This window comes from Methylobacterium oxalidis (genome assembly GCF_007992195.1).
In the GTDB taxonomy this organism is placed as follows: Bacteria; Pseudomonadota; Alphaproteobacteria; order Rhizobiales; family Beijerinckiaceae; genus Methylobacterium; species Methylobacterium oxalidis.
This window is the reverse complement of the sequence record NZ_BJZU01000093.1, coordinates 1-19,417: the sequence shown is the minus strand read 5'-3', so window position 1 is coordinate 19,417 and position 19,417 is coordinate 1. Positions and strand designations below refer to the sequence as shown.

The window sequence follows — 19,417 nt, the reverse complement described above, 5'->3', positions numbered from 1 at the left end:
TCTCAGGCGACGAACGCCTCCTCGGCGATCCCGGCCTCGTGCTCGGCCTCGTGCTCGGCCCCTTGCTCGACCCCTTGCTCGGCCCCTTGCGGCACCGGCCCCTCCTCCGGCATCGGCTCGTCCTCCGGCACCACGTCGACCTCGACCCTGAGCTTCTGCGGGCCCGAGGCCGTGACGATGCCGTCGATGGGCGAGACGTCGCCGTAGTCGCGGCCGCGCGCCACCACGATATGGTGATCCCGCACGCCGACGCCATTGGTCGGGTCGAGGCCGTGCCAGACCCCGTCGCACCAGAGCGCCACCCAGGCGTGGCTCGCGTCGGCCCCGCGCAGGCGCGGCCGGCCGGGCGGGGGCGTCGTGCGCAGGTACCCGCCCATGTAGGCCGCCGGCAGGCCGAGGCCGCGCAGGCCCGCGATCATGATGTGGGCGAAGTCCTGGCAGACGCCCGCCCGCAGGGCGAAGGACTCGGCGAGCGGCGTCGAGACCGTGGTGGCCTTCGCGTCGAACCGGAAATCCGCGCCGATCCGGTGCATCAGCTCGACGGCGCCGCCGTAGGCGCTCCGCCCCGGCGGGAAGCTCGCCCGCGCGTACTCCGTCACGGCGGGCACGAGCGGCACCCGCGCGCTCGGGAACAGGAAATGGGCCGGCGCGTCCGGGCCGAGGCTGCGCTCGGCGAGCGCGGCCGCGCGCACCGCCTCCCAGGAGGGGCCGGATTCGGGCTCCGGCAGCGGCGGGCGCGCGACGTCGACGCGGGAGAGCGCCTCCACGCGGAACTCGGTGTGGGGCGCATCGAGGGTGATCGAGACGGTCTCGATGCCGAAGGCGTCCCGGCGCACGGTGCGGGTGCGCGGCTCCGGGCTGATCGTGACCCGGCTCTCCAGCACGATCTGGCCCTCGCCGTCCCGGGGGCGCAGGCGCATCGAGCAGCGGGCGAAGCGGACGGGCCGGCGGTAGCGGTAGGCCGTGAGGTGGCGCAGCGTGTAGATCACGCCAGCCCCGCGAGCTTCTCCGGGCGCAGGCCCTGCGGCCCGTTCGGGAAGTAGCGTCCCGCCACGGCGTCGGCGAGGCGCTCGAGGTCGCTCTCCAGGCGCGCCATGGCGACGCCGTCGAGATCGGCCGCCTCGCAGCCCGCGAACTCGGCGCCGATCCGGGCGGCGAGCCGGCGGTGCGGCTCGGGGATGCCGTCCGCGGCGAGCGCCGGCAGGTCGTCGAGGTGTCGCAGGATCGCCTCCACCTGGAAGGCGACCGAGCGCGGGTTGAACGGATCGAGGAGCACCATGTCGCGCACCGGCTCGAGGGCCACGCCCTGCATGTAGCGCGAGCCGTAGGTCACTTGCGAGTCGCACAGGCCGAGCATCACCCCGAGGTCGTCGGCGCTGGCCTCGTCCCCCGCCAGCGCGATCGCGAAGGAGCAGGTGTTGATCGCCCGCTCGATGCGCCGGCCGAGATCGACGAAGTGCCAGCCCGCCGCCCGGCTCATGTTCTCCTGCGTCAGGCCCGAGAGGGCGGCGAGGTGGCTGAGCGCCCGCTCGGCACGGCCGAGGAGCTGCGCCTCGGCGAAGCCGCGCCCCTCGTCGAGGGAGAGCAGGTCCGTGAGGTCGGCGAGCACGCGCCAGGCCTCGCCGGAGAGCCGGGTGCGCAGCGTCGCGGCGTTGCGGCGCGCCCGCTCGGTGTGGGCGCGGGCCGAGCCGTGGATGTCGCGCCCGATCAGCGCCTCCCGGGCGAGCGCCGCGGTCGGCAGGCCGGGGGCGCTGACCGCGCCCCACTCGGCCAGGATCGCGCGCAGGCGCTGGGCGGCCGGGGCCCGGACGTCGCCCGTGATGTCGGTGACGACCGCCTCGCCGACGCTGACGAGGTGGGCCAGGACGAGGCGGATCACCGCCTCGGCCCGCTCGGTGTAGCGGCCGAACCAGAACAGGCCGTCGGCGGCCCGCGAGGGCAGGTGCCCGGCGATGCGGCGCACGCGGGGGCGCGCCTGGAGGGCCAGCGTCGGCGCGTCGACGGGCGTGTCCGACAGGACCCAGACGTCGGCGGCCCGGATGCCGAGGCGCATCTCGATCGGGTCGACGTCCGGGCGCTCCGAGATCCGGCAGAAGCCGCCGGGCAGGACGCGCCAGCCCTCGGGCGTGGCCGCCGCGAAGACGCGCAGGGCGAAGGGCCGGGGCACGAAGCGCAGGCCCTCGTCCGTGCGCTCCCAGCCCGGCATGGTCGAGAGCGGCGCCGGCTCCTGCCCCACGTAGTCGAAGGGCCGGTCGCGCAGCGCCTCGACCACCCGCGCCCGCTCGGCCGCGATGGCCGAGGGCCCGAGGATCGCGTCGCGCCCGGCGCCCCGGGTCGGGGTCGCGGCTGGCCGGAGCGTCAGGCCGTCGAGATGGTCGCGCACGTGGGCGAGCCCGTCCGGGTCGCCGCACCACCAGGTGCGCGGGCTCTCGAGCCGGAGATCCTGGCCGAGCAGCGCCCGGGCGAGGCCCGGCAGGTAGGCGGCGAGCGCGCCCGACTCGACCATGCCGGAGCCTGGCATGTTGCCCATCACGAGGCTGCCGTTGCGCAGGGTCTCGAGCACGCCGGGGATGCCGAGGCGGGAGGCCGGGTTCAGCTCCAGCGGGTCGAGGTAGTCGGCGTCGATGCGCCGCCAGAGCACGTCGGCGCGCTTCAGGCCGGAGACGGTGCGCACGTGCAGTCGCCCGTCCTGCATCACGAGGTCGTCGCCCTCCACCAGCATCAGGCCGAGGTAGCGGGCGAGCGCGGCCTGCTCGACGTAGGTCGAGGAGAAGGGGCCGGAGGTGAGCAGGCAGATGCGCGGCTCGGCCCGCTCGGCGCCCGCGGCCAGCGCCTGCCGGAAGGCCTGGAAGAAGGCGGGCAGGCGCTCGACGTGGAGGTCCTGGTAGAGGTCCGGGAAGGCGCGGGTCAGCACCATCCGGTTCTCGAGCGCGTAGCCGAGGCCGGAGGGGGCCTGCGTGCGGTCGGCCAGGACGTGCCAGCGCCCGTCCGGGCCGCGCCCGATATCGGCGGCGTAGAGCTTGAGGTAGCGCCCGCCCGGCGGCGCGACGCCCTGGAGCGGGCGCAGGAACTCGGGGCTTCCCGCCACCAGCGCGGCCGGCAGCAGCCCCTCGGCGACGAGGCGGCCGGGGCCGTAGACGTCGGCGAGGATCGCCTCCATCAGCTCGGCCCGCTGCACGAGGCCCTCGGCGAGGTCCCGCCACTCCCGCGCCTCGATCACGAGGGGCAGCGAGCCGAGCGGCCAGGCGTGCTCGCGCTGGTCGCCGTAGATCCGATAGGAGATGCCGGCGTCACGGATGTGCCGCTCCGCCGAGACGAAGCGGGCCATGATCTCGCGCTCGGACAGGCGCCCGAGCCGGTCGAGGAGGGCGGGCCAGGCGCCGCGGGGGCGCCCGTCCGGCCCGAGGAACTCGTCGGGCAGGCCGGCTCTCGGGCGGTAGGCGCCCGTCCAGCGGGCGATCCGCTCGGCGGGGTCCGCCCCGTCCGCCGTCCGGTCCGCGCTCATCGGGGCGCCGGCACGCGCAGGTCGAGGGTGAGCGGGAACTCGGGGTTGCCCTCCTCGCGCGGCATCTCCACCCGGCCGGGGGTGTGGCCCTGGGCCTGGAAGCGGGCGAGGCGGCGCCCCTCCGCCTCGTAGGTGTTGACCGGGTAGGTCTCGTAGTTGCGCCCGCCCGGATGGGCGACGTGGTAGCGGCAGCCGCCGAGCGCGCGCCCGCTCCAGGCGTCGAGGATGTCGAAGGTGAGCGGCGCGTGGGGGGGAATCGTCGGGTGCATCGAGGAGGCGGGCTGCCACGCCTTGAAGCGCAGGCCCGCCACCGCCTCGCCCGCCGTGCCGGTGCCGGTCATGGGCAGGCGCCGGCCGTTGCAGGCGATGACGTGGCGGCCCGGCACGAAGCCGCCGACCTTGACCTGCAGGCGCTCCACCGAGCTGTCGACGTAGCGCACCGTGCCACCGATCGCCCCCTCCTCGCCCAGGACGTGCCAGGGCTCCAGCGCCTGGCGCAGCTCCAGCGTGACGCCGCCGTGCTCGACGCGGCCGAAGACGGGGAAGCGGAACTCGCGCTGCGCCGCGAAGGCCGCCGGGTCGAACGCGTAGCCCGCGCGGGCGAGATCCTCCAGCACGCCGAGGAAGTCGGCCCAGAGGAAATGCGGCAGCATGAAGCGATCGTGCAGGGCCGTGCCCCAGCGGACACAGGAGCCCCCCTGCGGCTCGCGCCACAGCCAGGCCACCAGCGCCCGCAGCAGGAGCTGCTGGGCGAGGCTCATGCGCGGGTCCGGCGGCATTTCGAAGCCGCGGAACTCCAGGAGGCCGAGCCGGCCGGTCGGGCCGTCCGGCGAGTAGAGCTTGTCGATGCAGATCTCGGCCCGGTGGGTGTTGCCGGTCACGTCCACGAGGATGTTGCGGAAGATCCGGTCGACGAGCCAGCGCGGGATGTTGGGGTCGTCGGGCGCGGGCACCTGCGCCAGCGCGATCTCGAGCTCGTAGAGCCCGTCGTGGCGGGCCTCGTCCATGCGCGGGGCCTGGCTCGTCGGGCCGATGTAGAGGCCCGAGAACAGGTAGGACAGGGCGGGGTGGCGCTGCCAGTAGAGGACGAGGCTCTTGAGGAGGTCGGGCCGGCGCAGGAAGGGCGAATCGTCCGGGCTCGCGCCGCCCATCACCACGTGGTTGCCGCCCCCCGTCCCCGTGTGGCGCCCGTCGATCATGAACTTCTGGGCGCCGAGCCGGGTCTCGCGGGCGTCGGCGTAGAGGTCGCTCGTGATCGCCACCGCCTCCCGCCAGGTCGCGGCCGGGTGCACGTTGACCTCGATCACGCCGGGGTCGGGCGTCACCTTGATGACGCCGAGGCGCGGGTCGTAGGGCGGCTCGTAGCCCTCGATGTGGACGCTCCGGCCGGTCTCGGCGGCGGCCGCCTCGACGAGGCCGAGGAGCGCCACGTACTCGTCGGCGCGCTGCAGCGGCGGCATGAAGACGTGCAGGATGCCGTCCCGCGGCTCGACGGCGAGCGCCGTGCGCACCGCCACGCCGGTGACGCCGGCCCCGTTGCGGGTGGCCGCGCCCGGATGCCCCTCCGGCGATCCCTTCCCGGCCGAACCCTTCCCGGGCGTCTCTGTCCCGGGCAGGTCCCCGCGCTCCTCCAGCGGGTCCTGCGGCTGGTAGTAGGGGTAGTGCTCCGGCGGCACGTGCGGCAGCGAGGCGAGCGGCAGGCGGAAGCCGAGCGGCGAGTCGCCGGGCGTCAGCAGGGCCTGCCCCCGGCGGAACGCCCAGGGCTCCGAGATCCAGACCCGGTCCCCGCCCCCGTCGCGCCCCGTGGGCAGGCTGGCGAGCGGCAGCACGTAGCCGGCCGGCTCGCCGAGGCCCCGCGCGAACACGCGGCGCATGCGGGCGTCGTCCTCGGCGCTCGCGAGCTCAGGGGCCGCGGCCGTCACGTTCTCGGGAAGCTCCACCTCCCGCTCGGACCAGTAGGTCGGGTCCTCGTAGGCCGGGATCACGAAGTCCGCCAGTTCGAGCCGGCGGGCGATTCCCGCGATCAGGGCCTCGGCCTCCGGCCCGGTCGCGTCGCGCGGCCCGTCCTCGGCGGCGATCAGCGACGCGTCGCGCCAGACGGGCTCGCCGTCCCGGCGCCAGTAGAGGGCGAAGGCCCAGCGCGGCAGGCTCTCGCCGGGGTACCACTTGCCCTGGCCGTAATGGAGCATGCCGCCGGGCGCGAAGCGGGCCCGCAGGCGCCGGATCAGCTTGTCGGCGAGCGCCCGCTTCGTCGGGCCGACCGCCGCGGCGTTCCATTCCGGGCTCTCGAAATCGTCCACCGACACGAAGGTCGGCTCGCCGCCCATGGTCAGGCGCACGTCCTGCGCGGCGAGGTCCGCGTCGACCCGCTCGCCGAGCCGGTCCATCGCGGCCCAGACCGCGTCCGAGAAGGGCTTGGTGATGCGCGGCGCCTCGGCCACGCGGGTCACCGTCATCTCGAAGCCGAACTCGACGCCGGCAGGCTCGGCGAGGCCGGAGATCGGCGCGGCCGAGCTGTGGTGCGGGGTCGCGGCGAGCGGGATGTGGCCCTCGCCGCAGAACAGGCCGGATGTGGCGTCGAGCCCGACCCAGCCGGCGCCGGGCAGGTAGACCTCGGCCCAGGCGTGCAGGTCCGTGAAGTCGGTCTTGGTGCCCTCCGGCCCGTCGACGGCGGTGGTGTCGGGCACGAGCTGGATCAGGTAGCCGGAGACGAAGCGGGCGGCGAGGCCGATCCGGCGCAGCACCTGCACGAGGAGCCAGGCCGAGTCGCGGCAGGAGCCGCTCCCCAGGGTCAGGGTCTCGGCCGGCGCCTGCACGCCGGGCTCCATGCGCACCCCGTAGGCGACCGCGGACCGCACGAGCTCGTTGAGCGCGACGAGGAAGGAGACGGTCCCGCTCTCCCGCGGCAGCCGCTTCAGGAACGCCTCCATCTCCGGCCCGTCCGCGTCCTCGGGCCGGCGGTAGGGCAGGAGCTCGGCGGCGAGGTCCTCCGCGTAGGCGAAGGGCCAGGTCTGGGCGTACTCCTCCAGGAAGAAGTCGAACGGGTTGATCACCGACAGGTCGGCGGTGAGGTCGACCTCGACCTTCAGCTCGCTCGTCCGCTCGGGGAAGACGAGCCGGGCCAGCCAGTTGCCGTGCGGGTCCTGCTGCCAGTTCACGAAGTGGTTGGCCGGCGTCACCTTGAGGGCGTAGGCCGGGACCTTCGTGCGCGCGTGCGGCGCCGGGCGCAGGCGCACCACCTGCGGCCCGAGGGCGATCGGCCGGTCGTAGCGGTAGTGGGTGACGTGGTGCAGGGCGGCTTTGATCGACACGGGCGCTCCGGTCTCGCGGGGACATGGGCCGGGGACATGGGCCGTTGGCATGGGCCCGCTGCGGGTTCGAGGCCGACGGGACCGGATCCCGCCGGGATTCTCCCGCCAGGATAGCACGGGCGGAGTCGGCCGAGGGTCCCGAGCCCGGCCAGGCCGGGGAGAGGTCCGGCCAAGCAAGTTCCGTGCTGCGGGGCGCCACGCCCCGGGGCTGCCGGGAACTTTGGCGGGCAAGCCGCCTTGTCGCTCGGTAGGGCGGCCGGCCCCGCCGCGGCCCCGGATCCCGCCATGAAGATCTTCCAGTGCCAGGCCTGCGACCAGCCCGTCTCCTTCGAGAGCACGGCCTGCGAGAGCTGCGAGCGGCGCCTCGGCTACGTCTGCCAGATTCACGAGGTCTCGGCGCTGGAGCCGTCCGGGCCCTCCGCCCACCCGCAGGCGGGCGGCGCGCCGACCTTCCACGCCTACGCGGCGCCCGGCCGCAAGGTCCGCTTCTGCGCGAACGCGGCCTACGGAGCCTGCAACTGGCTGGTGCCCGAGGACGAGCCCGGGATCTACTGCACCACCTGCCGCCACAACCGGGTGGTGCCCGACCTCACGATCCCCTGGAACCTGACCCGCTGGCGCCAGATCGAGGCCGCCAAGCACCGGCTGTTCTACTCGCTGCTGCGCCTCGACCTGCCGCTGCCGACCCGTGCCGAGGACCCGGCCGGCCTCGCCTTCGACTTCCTGGTGGACCCGGCCGAGAGCTACCTGATCGGCCCGCCCGTGCTGACGGGGCACCTCGACGGGCTCATCACCCTCAACATCGCCGAGGCCGACGACGTCGAGCGCGAGCGCCGCCGCCTGCTGTTCGGCGAGTACTACCGGACGCTGCTCGGCCATTTCCGCCACGAGGTCGGGCATTATTTCTGGAACGTCCTGGTGCGCGACGACCCGAGCCTGTGGACCTTCCGCGCCCTGTTCGGGGACGAGAGCCGGGATTACGGGGCGGCGCTGCAGCGCCACTACGCCGAGGGCGCGCCGGGGAACTGGGAGGAATCCTACGTCTCGGCCTATGCCACGAGCCACCCCTGGGAGGATTTCGCGGAGACCTGGGCGCACTACCTGCACATGGTCGACACGATCGAGACCGCCTCGACCTTCGAGCTGCACGTGCGCCCACGCCTGCGCCACGGGCCGGCCGAGCCCGTGGTGATCGACTTCGACCCCCACCGCACACCCGACCTCGACCGCCTGATCGAGGCGTGGCTGCCGCTCACCTACGCGGTGAACTCGCTCAGCCGCAGCATGGGGCAGGCCTCGCTCTACCCGTTCAAGCTCACGCCCGCCGTGATCGCCAAGCTCGCCTTCGTGCACGAGCGGATCTACGCGGTGCGCGGCCGGAACGCGGCCCCGCCGGGCGAGGATGCGGGCGCCGACATCCTGAAGGCGGTGATCGCGGGCCTGCGCAACCGGGTGGCGGCGCCGAACGTCTGAGGGCCCTGCGGCGTTGAGGGAGGCCCGGGCCGCGACCGGCCCGCGGGGCCACACGAGCGCCGGACCGCCCCATGCCGACCTCCCAAATGCCGACCTACCAAATGCCGACCTCCGAACCGGACCTGTCCGCCTACAACGCCAAGCGCGACTTCGCGCGGACCGCCGAGCCCCGCGGCCGGCCGGGGCGCGGGGGCGGTGACCGCTTCCTCGTGCAGAAGCACGCGGCGCGCCGCCTCCACTACGATGTCCGGCTGGAGCTCGACGGCGTCCTCCTGAGCTGGGCCGTGACCCGCGGCCCGAGCCTCGACCCCGCCGAGAAGCGCCTCGCCGTGCGCACCGAGGACCATCCCCTCTCCTACGCGGCCTTCGAGGGCACGATCCCCGCCGGCCAGTACGGCGGCGGCACCGTGATGCTGTGGGACCGGGGCCGCTGGGTGCCGGAGGGCGACCCCCGCGCCGGTCTCGCAGCCGGGCGCCTGCGCTTCCGCCTCGAGGGCGAGCGCATGCGCGGCGCCTGGATGCTGATCCGGATGCGGGGCAAGGCGGAGGGGACCCGCGAGAACTGGCTCCTGCGCAAGATCGAGGACGCGGAGGCGCGCACCGACCTCGACCTGACGCAGGCGCACGCCGCGAGCGTGGCCAGCGGCCGCACGATGGAGGAGATCGCCGGCACGGCCTCCGGCGGCCGGGCGGCGCCGGACGCGCCCGAGGGTGAACCCCGTGCCAAGCCTGCCCGCGCGAAGGGCGCGCGATCCGCCGCGCCCGCCGCGCCCGCCGCGCCCGCGCGGGCCGCCGACGCTCCGAAGCGCGCCGCGCGGTCCGGACTCGCGGACCCCGCCGGCGCGCTCCTGCGCCACGGCGTGCGCATCACCAGCCCCGGCCGGGAGCCCTACCCCGAGGCGCATGTGAGCAAGCGCGACCTCGTCGCCTACTACGAGCGCGTCGCGCCGCTGATGCTGCCGCAGATGCGCGGGCGCCCCCTCACCCTGATCCGCTGCCCCCGCGGCGTCGGCGAGCGCTGCTTCGTCCAGCAGCATGCGGGGTCCGGCCTGCCCGGCACGGTCCGCCGGGTCCGGCTGCGGGAGGCCAGCGGCAGCCCGGGCGAGCACGTGGCGGTGGACGACCTGCCGGGGCTCCTCGGCCTCGTCCAGATGGGCGTGCTGGAATTCCACGGCTGGGGCTCGCGGGCCGGGGCGATCACCGCGCCCGACCGTCTCGTCCTCGACCTCGACCCGGATCCCGCCCTGCCCTTCGGGGCCGTGATCGAGGCCGCGCAGGCGGTCCGCGACCGGCTCGCCGCGGACGGACTCGCCGCCTGGCCGATGCTCTCGGGCGGCAAGGGCGTCCACGTCGTCGTGCCGCTCGTGCCCGCCCGATCGGGCTGGCGCCGGGCCGCCGCCTATTCCGAGGCCGTGGCGCGGGCGCTGGCGCGCGAGGCGCCGGGGCGCTTCACGGCGAGCGCCGCCAAGGCGGACCGCGAGGGCCGGATCTACGTCGATTACCTGCGCAACGAGCGGGGCGCCACCGCGGTGATGCCGTTCTCGACCCGCGCCAAGCCCGCGGCGAGCCTCGCCATGCCTCTGTCGTGGGAGGCGCTCGCTGGGGCCGCCTCGGCGCAGGACTTCACCGTGCGCGGCGTGCTGGAGGCGGGGCTGCCCGACCTCGCGGGCTGGGCGGACGCGCCCCAGGCGCTGCCCGCCGCGCGCGGTCCCGGCACGCCCCGGCGAGGCTCTGTCACGCCCCGGCGAGGCTCTCCCACCTCCCGGCGCGGGGCCGGATGAGACCTGTGGAGGCGGGGAACGATCCCGGATTCCTGAGGTTCTCCGAAGGCTGGGCGAGACAGGCGTTCCCGTCCGGCGGGCCCTTTCCGGGCGTTTCCTCCCAAGACTCGGGCCGCTCCTCGGAGCGGCCTTTTTTCGGACCGGCGCGGCTTTTCGGACCGGCGCGGCGCCCGGGCGCTCAGGCCGGATAGTGCGGCGCGCCCCCGGCGCGGCGGGCGGCGTCCCGCGCCTTGCGGTCGGCGCGCTCGTTGGCGATCTCGGCCGCCTCGCAGGCGTCGGGCGCGGCGCGGGAGGCGCAGCGGCGGCGCAGGTCGTCGAGCTCCTCCTCGGTCAGGCTCTCGATGCCGATGTAGCGGTTCTGGGCCGCGCTCGCCCGGATCAGCTCGTCGAGCTTGGCCTGGATCGCGGCGCCGTCGCGGTTCTGCGTGTTCTGGATCAGGAACACCATCAGGAAGGTCACGATGGTCGTGCCGGTGTTGATGATGAGCTGCCAGGTGTCCGAGTAGTGGAACAGCGGCCCGGTCACGGCCCAGAGCAGGATCACGGTGATGCTCAGGGCGAAGGTGACCGGCTTGCCCGCGCCGCGCGCGACCTGCGACGCGAATTCAGTGAAGTGCCTGCCGGGAGACATGGAACGGCCTCGGAACGCCAACGCTGACGTCACCAACGGCGTGCGGACGCTTTCCGTTCACGCACGGCCGCCATGCGGGCGCTCAGCCCTCGCCTGCCGGGCCCGCGGGAGCCCGGCCGCGCACCGCCGGATCGCCCGGGGACGGGCGAGGCCGTGCCGGCGGCCGGGCGAGGCTCAGGACGCGCGCAGCGCAGGGTTCAGGACGCGCGCAGCGCCGGGTTCAGGACGCGCGCAGCGCAGCTTGGCCGCGCGGGGCCTTCACCTCGAAGATCTGGTCCCAGCGCATACGGCTCAGGATCTCGCGAAGTCTTTTAACGTCGTTCCGGTTCGGCCGCGAAGTCTTGTTCTTGATTTCGGCCAGAAAAGCGCGGTCGTTGTCCGTCATGACCTTACCCGAATACGCAAAGGAGGGACAGCGTATCCGCAAAGGCGCCGCTGGCAAGCCCGCGAGCCCTGACAGCGCCGGGCCGCTGTAAGCCGCTCCGGCCAAGCCGTTGTGCGGTCTCGCACTCCGCGGATCGACGCGCCGGCTCACAATCCCCGCTCTGGTCCAGGATGCGGGGAGCGATCGGTTTGACACGGATGTCCGCGGCCGCGCGCCCTCTCGCGTGGCTGCTGCTCGCCGCCCTCCTCGTCGTCACGCTCGCGCCCATCGGCTACCGCCCCGTCTCGGCGGCGCCGGTCTCGCTGGAGCGCTTCGGCGCCTTCGCCCTGCTCGGCTTCCTGTTCGCGGCCGGCTACCCGCGCCGGCGCTGGCAGGTGCTGGCGCTCACGCTCGCCGCCGCGGGCCTGCTCGAGATCCTGCAGATGCTGCAGCCGACGCGCCACGGCCGCGTGGCGGACTTCGCCGTCAAGGCCGCGGGCTGCGGCCTCGGCGGGCTCGCGGCCCTGGCGATCGCCCACCGCCGCAAGGCGCCGGAGGAGCGCGGCTGAGGCCGGTCAGGAGCCGGCCTGCACCATGTGCCGGCTGTCGGGCATCACGGGCTCGGCCAGCATGGTCCGGCTGCTGCCGCAGCGCGGGCAATGCTCGAAGCGCGAGGATGTCTGGGTGCTCCAGCCCCGGGACCTGAGACGTTCCACGAGCTCCGGCGGCCATTCGGCGGGTCGCCACGCGTGGATGCCGAACCAGCAGCGAGGATCATGTGTCATGACTGCCTCCCGATCTCGCCGAGAGTCTAGTATTTCGCCCGCGCAGTAAATTCGCTTTCGCTAATTTCCACGCCGATCATCCGCGGACGCCGGTCACAGAAGCCAGACAATATTCCGGGCCGGCACCGCCGGTCCCGCCTTCGATCTCAGGGACTGTACAGATTCTTTCGGACGTCCTGACCGGAGGCGAATCTTCCTCGCGGGGTCTTTCCGGCGGGGATTGCGGCTCTCCCCCGCGCCGTGTGCGCCACGTCACAACGAAACAATCGTGGCCGTGGCACGAAACAACCGCGCAATCGCAGACCGCTACGAGATGCGCCGCGGGCTGAGGCACAGCCCCAGGAGAGGCATCGATGGTCAACGATCTCCAGTTCCGCCGCATGTGCATCGTCGTCTTCGCGATGGGCCTCGTCACGGCGCCGCTGCTCAACGCCCTGATCCCCTGATCCCTCCCGCCTGACCCCGCGCGGCGTGGCCGTCCGGCCCGCACGCCATAGGTAATCCGGGCGGTCGGCCGTCGGGACCGGCCCGGGGTGGGGGAGAGCATGCCGAAGGATCAGGACCGCTACGCGCCGCGCCCTCCCGAGATCCTGTCCCCCTGGCGGACCGAGGCCCGCCTCGCCCTGCAGCGCGAGGCCCGCAGCTTCGCCCGCGACGTGGTGCTCCCGCTCGCCGACGAGCTCGACCGGCACAAGGCCGAGATGCCCCGCTCGCTCATCGATGCGATGGCGGAGAAGGGCTGGTTCGGCATCACCATCCCGGCCGAGCACGGCGGCCTCGGCCTCGGCGTCTTCGAGTACTGCCTCGTCTCCGAGGAGCTCGCCCGGGCCTGGCTCTCGGTCGGCAGCATCCTCGCCCGCGGCCAGGGGCTCGGCACCCAGACCCTCGACGACGCCCGCCGCCTCGACCTGCTGCGCAGGTCCGCCCGCGGCGCCTGGATCGGCAGCATCTCGCTCTCCGAGCCGACCGCCGGCTCCGACCTCGCCGGCGTGCGCACGCGCGCCGTGCGCGAGGGCGACACCTGGGTCCTCACCGGCACCAAGCGCTGGGCGGGCTTCGCGCTCGCCGCCGACTTCATCGAGGTGCTCGCCCGCACCCGCGACCCGGAGCCCGGCGAGCCGCGCTCGGCGGGGCTCGAGCCTTTCCTCGTCGTCAAGGAGCCCGGCACCTTCCCGGCCGGCATGACGGGCCACCCGATCGACAAGGTCGGGTACCACGGCTTCCTCACCTGGCAGCTCGAACTCGACGGCGTGCGGGTGCCCGAGAGCGACCGCCTCACCGGCCTCTACGGCGACGAGGGCGCGGACGCCGATTCGGGCGGCTTCGCGGCCGTGCAGCGGGGCCTCAACATCGCCCGCGTCCACACGGCGGCCCGCGCCGTCGGCGTCGCCCGCGCCGCGGTCGAGGACACTCAGGCCTACCTGCAGGAGCGCGAGCAGTTCGGCCACCCGATCGCCGACTTCCAGGCGCTGCGCTTCGCGCTCGCCGACATGGCCGCCGAGGTGGCGCAGGCCCGCGCCTTCTGGTGCCAGGTCGCGCACCTCCTCGACCAGGGCGAGCCCGCCGAGAGCGAGTCGGCCATGGTGAAGCTCGTCGCCACCGAGATGGCGGTGCGGGTGACGAACCAGGCGATGCAGCTCCACGGCGGCAACGGCTACACCACCGAGCGCCGGGTCGAGCGCTACTGGCGCGACGCGCGGCTGACGACGATCTTCGAGGGCACCAGCGAGATCCAGCGCCGCATCGTCAGCGACCGCATGCTGCCCCGGCCCTGAGGGGGCCGGGCCTCCCGCGCGGGGATGCGCGTTCCTATCATCCCGTGGGACGACCCGATCGCGAGAGATCCATGCACGACAACGCGGAGCGCAGCCGGTTCGAACTCGACGTGGACGGGCAGGTGGTCTTCGCCGACTACCAGCGGCGGGACGGCCTCCTCGTCATCCTCTACGTCTACGCGCCGCCGCCCCTGCGCGGCACCGGCGCCTCGGACCGGCTGATGCACGCGGTCGCCCGCGCGGCCCGGGGCGAGGGCCGGCGGATCGCGGCCCTGTGCGGCTACGCCGGGGCGTGGCTGCGCGCGCACAAGGAGCACCGCGACCTCCTGACCTGAAACCTTCCGGCCTGCACTTTCCCGGCCTGAGGCGCGCCCTCGGGGAAGGCCGGCCTCAGAAGCTGTAGCCGACCCGCAGCCGCACCTGGTGCCGGTCGAAGTTCGTGAGGTCGAGCGCGCCCGGCGCGCCCTGCTCGCGGCCCGCGACCTGGAGGTTCCAGGCCAGCGAGACCCAGGCCCGCGGCGACAGGCTCGCGTAGAGGGTGGGGCCGAGATAGGCCGCCGCCCCGGCGAGCCGCCCGAGGGTGAGGTCGCCGTAGGCCCGCGCGTAGCGCGCCTCGCCGCCGAGGAAGAGGCCGGGCCGCACCTGGTAGGCGAGCGCGCCCGCCACCTCCAGGCCGGAGCCGTGCGCGGGGCCTGCGCCGTCCGCGCGCGTCGAGGCGAAGCCGAGGCTCGCGTTCAGCGCCGCCACGAGCCGGTCCGGGATCAGTTCCCGGTCGGCCAGCAGGACGAGGTCGGTGCCGTAGCTGCGCCCCGGGCCGCCGGTGACGCCGTCGACGCTGCCGTAGCTCGGCACGATGCCGAGGGTCAGGCCGAGGGGCGCCGTGCGGCGGTCGAGGAGGCGCAGGCGCGCCTCCAGGAAGCCGCCGTTGAAGCCGCCCGTGGTGCGGGCCGGCGCACCGATGTCGTAGGCGTTGAAGGTGAGGCCCGGCGCGAGGCGGAAGTCGCTGCTGAGCGGCATCTTGAGGGCGAGGCTCGAATCGACCGCCAGGAAGCGGCCGAGCCGGCGCCCGATCCGCCCGCTCGTCTCCCATTCGAGCTCCACCTCCCCCGGCACGCCGAGGTCGCTGCCCTCCACGAAGCCGAACAGGTGCTCGCTGTCGATGCCGCCGGGCGAGAGGTTCTCGGCGGCGCTCGGCGCCGTCTGCGCCGAGGCCGCCCCGCCCGCCAGGAGCGCCCCGGCGAGGATGGCGCCGGCGGCGAGCGCGGCCGGCTTCACCCGCCGGAGGAAGGCAACAGGCATGGTAGCCCCTTATCTTTATAGCTTGTGCTATATCTGATAGGAGAGGCTGTGCGCAGGCGTCAAGGGCTGCCGGCCCGGGCAGGGCCGGCCCGACGCGCCAGGGGTCCCGGGCGGACGATCTCAGCGGGGCAGAAGCCAGGCGAGGGAGCGGGCGAGCCGGGCCGCGCCGTCGTGCTCGAAGAAGCGCCCGTGGGCGAAGATCACCCGGTCCGGCCGGAAGGCCACGAGGCGCCGGGCGGCCTCGGCGGCCGGGCGGCCGGCGAGCTTCACGACGGCGCGCAGGTAGGCCGGCGCCCGACCGTCCGGCGCGGTGACGCCGATCAGGCGGGCGAGGGGGCGCGCGAGGGCCGGCAGCCGCTCGGGCTCGAGATTCAGGACGAGGTCGGTGAGCACCAGGGTGCGCGAGGCCCGGTGGTGGAAGGCCACCTCGCGGAAGCCGAGGCGGCCGGGCACCACCACCTGCCCGATCTCGCCGGACCACTCGGGCGGCGCCGCATCCGGCAGGTCGTGGTCGATGCGCAGATCCGACCGGCGGACCTGGGGGCGCGCGCGCAGGCCCGGCGCCGCCCAGACCCGCGCGTCCGGGCAGTGGCGCTGCCAGGCCGCCACGAAGGTCCAGTGCGCGCTGTTGGGCGCCACGAGGTGGTGGATCGGCCCGAGCGCCTCCAGGGCCTCGTGCAGGTCCGGGTCGTAGCGCGTCGGGGAATGCAGCCAGAGCCCGCCGTCGGCGAGGCGCAGCACCGTCATCCGGACCGGAAGCGGCATCCCCAGGACGCGCAGCGGCCCGCTGTCGACGATCCAGACGCCCTCGGCCACCGGCTTCGGAACGTCGAGGGGCGGGTAGGTCGCCGCCTCCGGCTCGAACGCCATGCCGTCTCCTTCCGGGCCGGACGCGGGAGGCGCGGCGCGGGCGGGGCCGGCCGCGCCCCCGCCGCGGCCGGGGTCAGTAGCGCTCGTAGCGATCGTAGCGGCGCACGTAGCCGCGGTCGTAGCCGTCGTAGAAGCGGCGGGGCCCGACGTCGCGCGACGAGCCGCAGTAGTTGAGGCCCTCCTCGTAGCAGACGCTCGGCGGGCCGGGGATGTAGCGGCCGCCGCGGCGGCAGGAATATCCGCACATCGCCACCGGCGTGGCGCCCTGGGCCAGCCCCTCGGCGAGCCCTCTGCCGGCCTGCGGCAGGCCGGGCGCGGCCGCGGCGGCGCCGAGGCCGGCGATCAGCAGGCCCGCTGCCAGGAACGGCGTTCTGAGCGAGATGGTCATGGTTCCCTCCTCCGGTTCGCCCCCCGCTTCGGGGTCGCGACCTGTCCACGCCGGCATCCTGTCGCCGCCCGCGTGAACGGCTCCGGAACGGTGCCGCCGCCGGGTCCGTCCCCCGCCGGACGGGGGCCGCACGGGCAGGAAAAGGCGCCTGTTGCGCGGCTGGGCTTTTGTATTCAGTATACCAGAGCCTTTCGGGGCTTCTCCATGGAATGAACTTGCCCCGCGGGCCGAAGGTTCGCGGGGCCTCTTCCCGGACAGGCCCGGAAACCCTTCGACAGGCCCGGAAACCCGCCCTCAGGGGGCCGAGCAGGGCATCACCTCGGCGGCCTGGACCACGCTGAGGGCGCGCCGGCGCACCTCAAGGGCGACGCGCGGGCGCTCGGACACGGCGGCGGCCTCCCGCTTCAGGACCGCGTTGCAGGCGCAGGACCGGCTCGCCGCCGCGTCGAAGCAGGCGTCGTGGCGCTGGCAGGCCGCGTCGAGGTCGTCGATCGGCGGCAGGCCCTCCCCGCGCTGCCCGGCCCCGCAATAGTTGCCGTGGAACAGCTCGGCGCCGGTGAGCACGTTGCCGAGCTCGCCCCTCGGGCTCGTCGGCCCTTCCGGCCGGCCGCTCGGGTTGAGGTCGTTGGCCGGCCCGCCGGCCTGGGAGCCGGAGCCCCGGAGCGATTTCGGGATGGCCGAGCGGGCGCCCGGCTCGTCGAGGGTGTCGGCCGCGCGCGAGTTCGGCTCGGTCAGGTCGGGCAGGGGCGGCGGCGGACCGGGCACGGGCTCCTCCACCTCGACGGGCGCGGGCTGGACGGTCTGCGCCGGCGCCTGCGCGGCGGCCAGGACGGCGACGGTGAGGGCGAGGAGCGAGCGGGCGAGGGCGTTCAAGGGATTCCGGTTCCGCGTGGTCGTGGTCTCAGAAAGTCCGAGCTTCGCCTTATCGTTCCGCGCCCAGGCGCCGCAGGCTCGCAGATGCGCCGCAGGCTCGGGCAGGCGCCGCAGGCTCGCGGATGCGCCGCAGGCTCGGGGATGCGCCACAGGCTCGGGGGCGCGGCGCGGGCCCGAGCAGGCGCCGCAGGTTCAAGGCCGCCGCCGCGGGCCCGCGCGTGCGCCCCGCCGCGAGGGTGCGCCCCGCCGCGAGGGGCGGTTCAAGCGTCTGTTAACGACGATCGGCCTAACTGACGGGGAGCCGCCATCGCCGGCGGACCCTCCGTGTCAGAGTAATCCTGAGAACCCATGCGCGCATCGGGACGGCCTCCGTACTCTCATCGTGACCCCTCCCGCCCCGGCCGGGGCGGCGACCGCTCGGGCCTGTCGATCGGCGCCCTCGCGAACCGGCTGATGTCGCTCCGCGCGAGCCTGACCCGCCGGCTCGCCGGCGCGCCCCCGCGCCCGAGCTACGCCATCGCCGGCACGCGGCCGGCGCCGAGCTGGCTGACGCCGCCGCAGGCGCTGGTCGGCCGCGACCGCGCCCATGAGGCGATGCATGAGGCGATACCGGACACGATGGAGGATTCCGTGCCGGTGCCCCCGGAGGTGCCGCGCTACGTGCCGCCGCGGCCGGACTGGTCCCACGCCGCCCCGGCGGCCCCCCGCGGCGCCTGGCCCGACCACGTCTTCGACGACCGGGCGAGCCCCGACATGCTGGCGGCGCCCGCCTCCGCCTGGCCCGAGAGCCGCATCGACGTGGCGGCCTCGAGCCCCGGCGTGCTGATCCGCTCGCCCCGCCGCCCGGCCGCCATCGCGCCGGAGGTGCCCGCCGCGCCCCAGCACGCCGCCGCCCCGGTCCCGGCGCAGGTCCGCTACACCCGCACGCCCGACACGATCCTGCAGGAGCGCCGCCAGCGCGCCCTCGACGCGGAGCGCGAGGCGCTGGCCCGCGCCCAGGCCGAGGCGCAGGCCGCCCTGACGGCGGCGGCCGCCGCCCGCGAGGCCGAGCAGGCGGCCGCCCAGCGCGCCGCCGAGGAGGCCGCCGCCGCCGCCGAGGCCGCCGCCGCCGAGGCCGCCGCGATCCCCGCCGAGCCGGTGCCCCTGTGGCGCCAGCCCTTCGTCGCCCCCCCGGGCGTCCGCTTCTTCCGCACCCCCGACCGCCGCCCGGCCCAGCCGGCCAAGATCGCCGCGGAGGCCGCGGCCCGGACCGCGATCCCCGCCGCCGCCCTGCCCGTCGCGGCCCCGGCGGAGGAGCGGGACTGGTCCGACCTGCCCGACTGGTCGGCCGTGAAGCCCTGGTTCGGCAACCAGGACTGGACCTCCGCCGAGGTCTGGGCGGCGATCCAGGCCGAGGCGTCCGCGCCAGCCGAGTCCGCGCCAGCCGACTCCGCGCCGGCCGCGGCCGCCGAGGCGGAGCCCGAGGCCGCGCCGACGCGGCCCGCCGCCTCCGCCGTGCCGGTGTCGCGCTTCGTCTCGATGCCCCTCGACATCTCGCACCTGCGCTCGCTGCCGCCGAACCCGGTCTACGTGCTGGAGCGGCTGGTCCGGTTCGAGAACGTCCAGGCGCCGCGCCCGGCCAACGCCCCCGAGGAGGCGGCCGAGGCCCGCGCCGCGGCAAACCGGGAGCCCCGCGCCGAAGCGGCCCGGGAGCCCTTTGCCGCGCCCGGCCCCGCGGCGCCCGCCCGCCCTGCCCTCTCCCTGGTGTTCGGCCCCGGCACGCCCGCCGAAGTCGCCCAGGCCCAGGCCCAGGCCCAGACCCAGGCGGAGGCCCAGGCCCCCGCGCCCGCCGCGGCGCGCGCCGCCCTGTCCGCCATGGCCGCCCGCGCCGCGATCCGCCCCGCCCGCCCTCAGGCGGAGCCGGCCCCGGCCGAGGCCGCGCCGCCGGCCGAGCCCGCCCGCATCGCGGCGCTCCCCGTCCGGGCGCCCGCCCAGCCGATCGCCCCCCGCCCCGTCCTCCTGCGCAGCAAGGCGGCGCCCGAGGCGGGCCCGCCGGCGGACGCGCCCGTCGCGGAGGTCGCCGAGATGCCGGCCGGGATGCCGGCCGAGGCCGAGGTGCAGGCCGCCCCCGAGGCGCCGGCCGAACTCCCCTCCCCTGCTCCTGCCCCGGCCCTGCCGGTGGTCGCGCCGCGCGCGATCCTGCCGGAGCCGCGCAGCCACCTGATCCCGGCCGGGCGCCACCTGCCCGTGGCGTCGGTCGAGAACGCCGACTACGAGCACCCCTCCCTCGAACTCCTCGCCCTGCCCGAGGCGAGCACCAGCGAGGAAGTCGACGCCGACGTGCTGGAGCAGAACGCGCTCAACCTCCAGCAGACGGTGCAGG

General features: G+C 75.2%; 15 protein-coding genes and 1 pseudogene. 6 read left to right on the top strand and 10 right to left on the bottom strand.

Going from position 1 to position 19,417, the window contains the following annotated elements; genetic code table 11:
* Nucleotides 1-2: 2 nt before the first annotated feature.
* From MOX02_RS20845 to MOX02_RS20835, 3 genes are read right to left on the bottom strand one after another with little or no spacing between them, the layout of a single operon-like run.
* The gene (locus tag MOX02_RS20845) at nt 3-989 is read right to left on the bottom strand and encodes a transglutaminase family protein (protein ID WP_147027721.1); all 987 of its coding nucleotides are present in this window, start codon (nt 987-989) and stop codon (nt 3-5) included.
* Nucleotides 986-3,505, bottom strand: a complete 2,520-nt coding sequence (locus tag MOX02_RS20840; protein WP_147027720.1) for a circularly permuted type 2 ATP-grasp protein — start codon at nt 3,503-3,505, stop codon at nt 986-988. Before MOX02_RS20840 ends, MOX02_RS20845 begins: the two co-directional genes overlap by 4 nt.
* A complete protein-coding gene (locus MOX02_RS20835; RefSeq protein WP_174804952.1) occupies nt 3,502-6,816 on the bottom strand; it encodes a transglutaminase family protein in 3,315 nt (1,104 codons plus the stop codon). Before MOX02_RS20835 ends, MOX02_RS20840 begins: the two co-directional genes overlap by 4 nt.
* 285 nt (nt 6,817-7,101) lie before the next feature.
* Between MOX02_RS20835 and MOX02_RS20830 the strand changes: the two genes are divergently transcribed.
* A complete protein-coding gene (locus MOX02_RS20830) occupies nt 7,102-8,289 on the top strand; it encodes a zinc-binding metallopeptidase family protein (RefSeq protein ID WP_147027718.1) in 1,188 nt (395 codons plus the stop codon).
* Between the two features lie 71 nt (nt 8,290-8,360).
* Entirely contained in the window at nt 8,361-10,070 is a 1,710-nt protein-coding gene (gene ligD, locus MOX02_RS20825; RefSeq protein WP_170267943.1) for a non-homologous end-joining DNA ligase, read from the top strand.
* 178 nt (nt 10,071-10,248) lie between these two features.
* Here ligD and MOX02_RS20820 read toward each other — a convergent pair whose 3' ends face one another.
* The gene (locus tag MOX02_RS20820) at nt 10,249-10,701 is read right to left on the bottom strand and encodes a low affinity iron permease family protein (RefSeq protein WP_147027717.1); all 453 of its coding nucleotides are present in this window, start codon (nt 10,699-10,701) and stop codon (nt 10,249-10,251) included.
* A 220-nt stretch (nt 10,702-10,921) separates the two neighbouring features.
* The gene (locus tag MOX02_RS31405) at nt 10,922-11,086 is read right to left on the bottom strand and encodes a hypothetical protein (RefSeq protein WP_170267942.1); all 165 of its coding nucleotides are present in this window, start codon (nt 11,084-11,086) and stop codon (nt 10,922-10,924) included.
* A gap of 197 nt (nt 11,087-11,283) precedes the next feature.
* On the opposite strand from MOX02_RS31405, the gene MOX02_RS20815 reads away from it, so the two are divergent.
* Entirely contained in the window at nt 11,284-11,634 is a 351-nt protein-coding gene (locus MOX02_RS20815) for a VanZ family protein (protein ID WP_147027736.1), read from the top strand.
* Nucleotides 11,635-11,640: 6 nt separating this feature from the next.
* On the opposite strand, the gene MOX02_RS20810 is transcribed toward MOX02_RS20815, so the two are convergent.
* A complete protein-coding gene (locus tag MOX02_RS20810; protein ID WP_147027716.1) occupies nt 11,641-11,850 on the bottom strand; it encodes a hypothetical protein in 210 nt (69 codons plus the stop codon).
* A 545-nt stretch (nt 11,851-12,395) separates the two neighbouring features.
* Between MOX02_RS20810 and MOX02_RS20805 the strand changes: the two genes are divergently transcribed.
* Together MOX02_RS20805 and MOX02_RS20800 are read left to right on the top strand one after the other, a co-directional pair.
* The gene (locus tag MOX02_RS20805) at nt 12,396-13,625 is read left to right on the top strand and encodes an acyl-CoA dehydrogenase family protein (RefSeq protein WP_147027715.1); all 1,230 of its coding nucleotides are present in this window, start codon (nt 12,396-12,398) and stop codon (nt 13,623-13,625) included.
* 71 nt (nt 13,626-13,696) lie between these two features.
* Nucleotides 13,697-13,960 carry a GNAT family N-acetyltransferase gene (locus MOX02_RS20800; RefSeq protein ID WP_147027714.1) on the top strand — a complete coding sequence of 88 codons (264 nt, stop codon included), beginning with the start codon at nt 13,697-13,699 and terminating at the stop codon, nt 13,958-13,960.
* A gap of 55 nt (nt 13,961-14,015) precedes the next feature.
* On the opposite strand, the gene MOX02_RS20795 is transcribed toward MOX02_RS20800, so the two are convergent.
* The 4 genes from MOX02_RS20795 to MOX02_RS20780 all read right to left on the bottom strand — a co-directional run bounded on the left by MOX02_RS20795 (nt 14,016) and on the right by MOX02_RS20780 (nt 17,010).
* A complete protein-coding gene (locus MOX02_RS20795) occupies nt 14,016-14,924 on the bottom strand; it encodes a DUF6662 family protein (protein ID WP_147027713.1) in 909 nt (302 codons plus the stop codon).
* Nucleotides 14,925-15,044: 120 nt separating this feature from the next.
* Nucleotides 15,045-15,794 carry a DUF4336 domain-containing protein gene (locus MOX02_RS20790; protein WP_147027712.1) on the bottom strand — a complete coding sequence of 250 codons (750 nt, stop codon included), beginning with the start codon at nt 15,792-15,794 and terminating at the stop codon, nt 15,045-15,047.
* 73 nt (nt 15,795-15,867) lie between these two features.
* Nucleotides 15,868-16,182, bottom strand: a complete 315-nt coding sequence (locus MOX02_RS20785; RefSeq protein WP_147027711.1) for a hypothetical protein — start codon at nt 16,180-16,182, stop codon at nt 15,868-15,870.
* Nucleotides 16,183-16,476: 294 nt separating this feature from the next.
* Entirely contained in the window at nt 16,477-17,010 is a 534-nt protein-coding gene (locus MOX02_RS20780) for a phospholipase A2 family protein (RefSeq protein ID WP_147027735.1), read from the bottom strand.
* Nucleotides 17,011-17,403: 393 nt separating this feature from the next.
* Here MOX02_RS20780 and MOX02_RS20775 point away from each other — a divergent pair.
* Nucleotides 17,404-19,417, top strand: a pseudogene (locus MOX02_RS20775) (hypothetical protein); the annotation flags it as partial.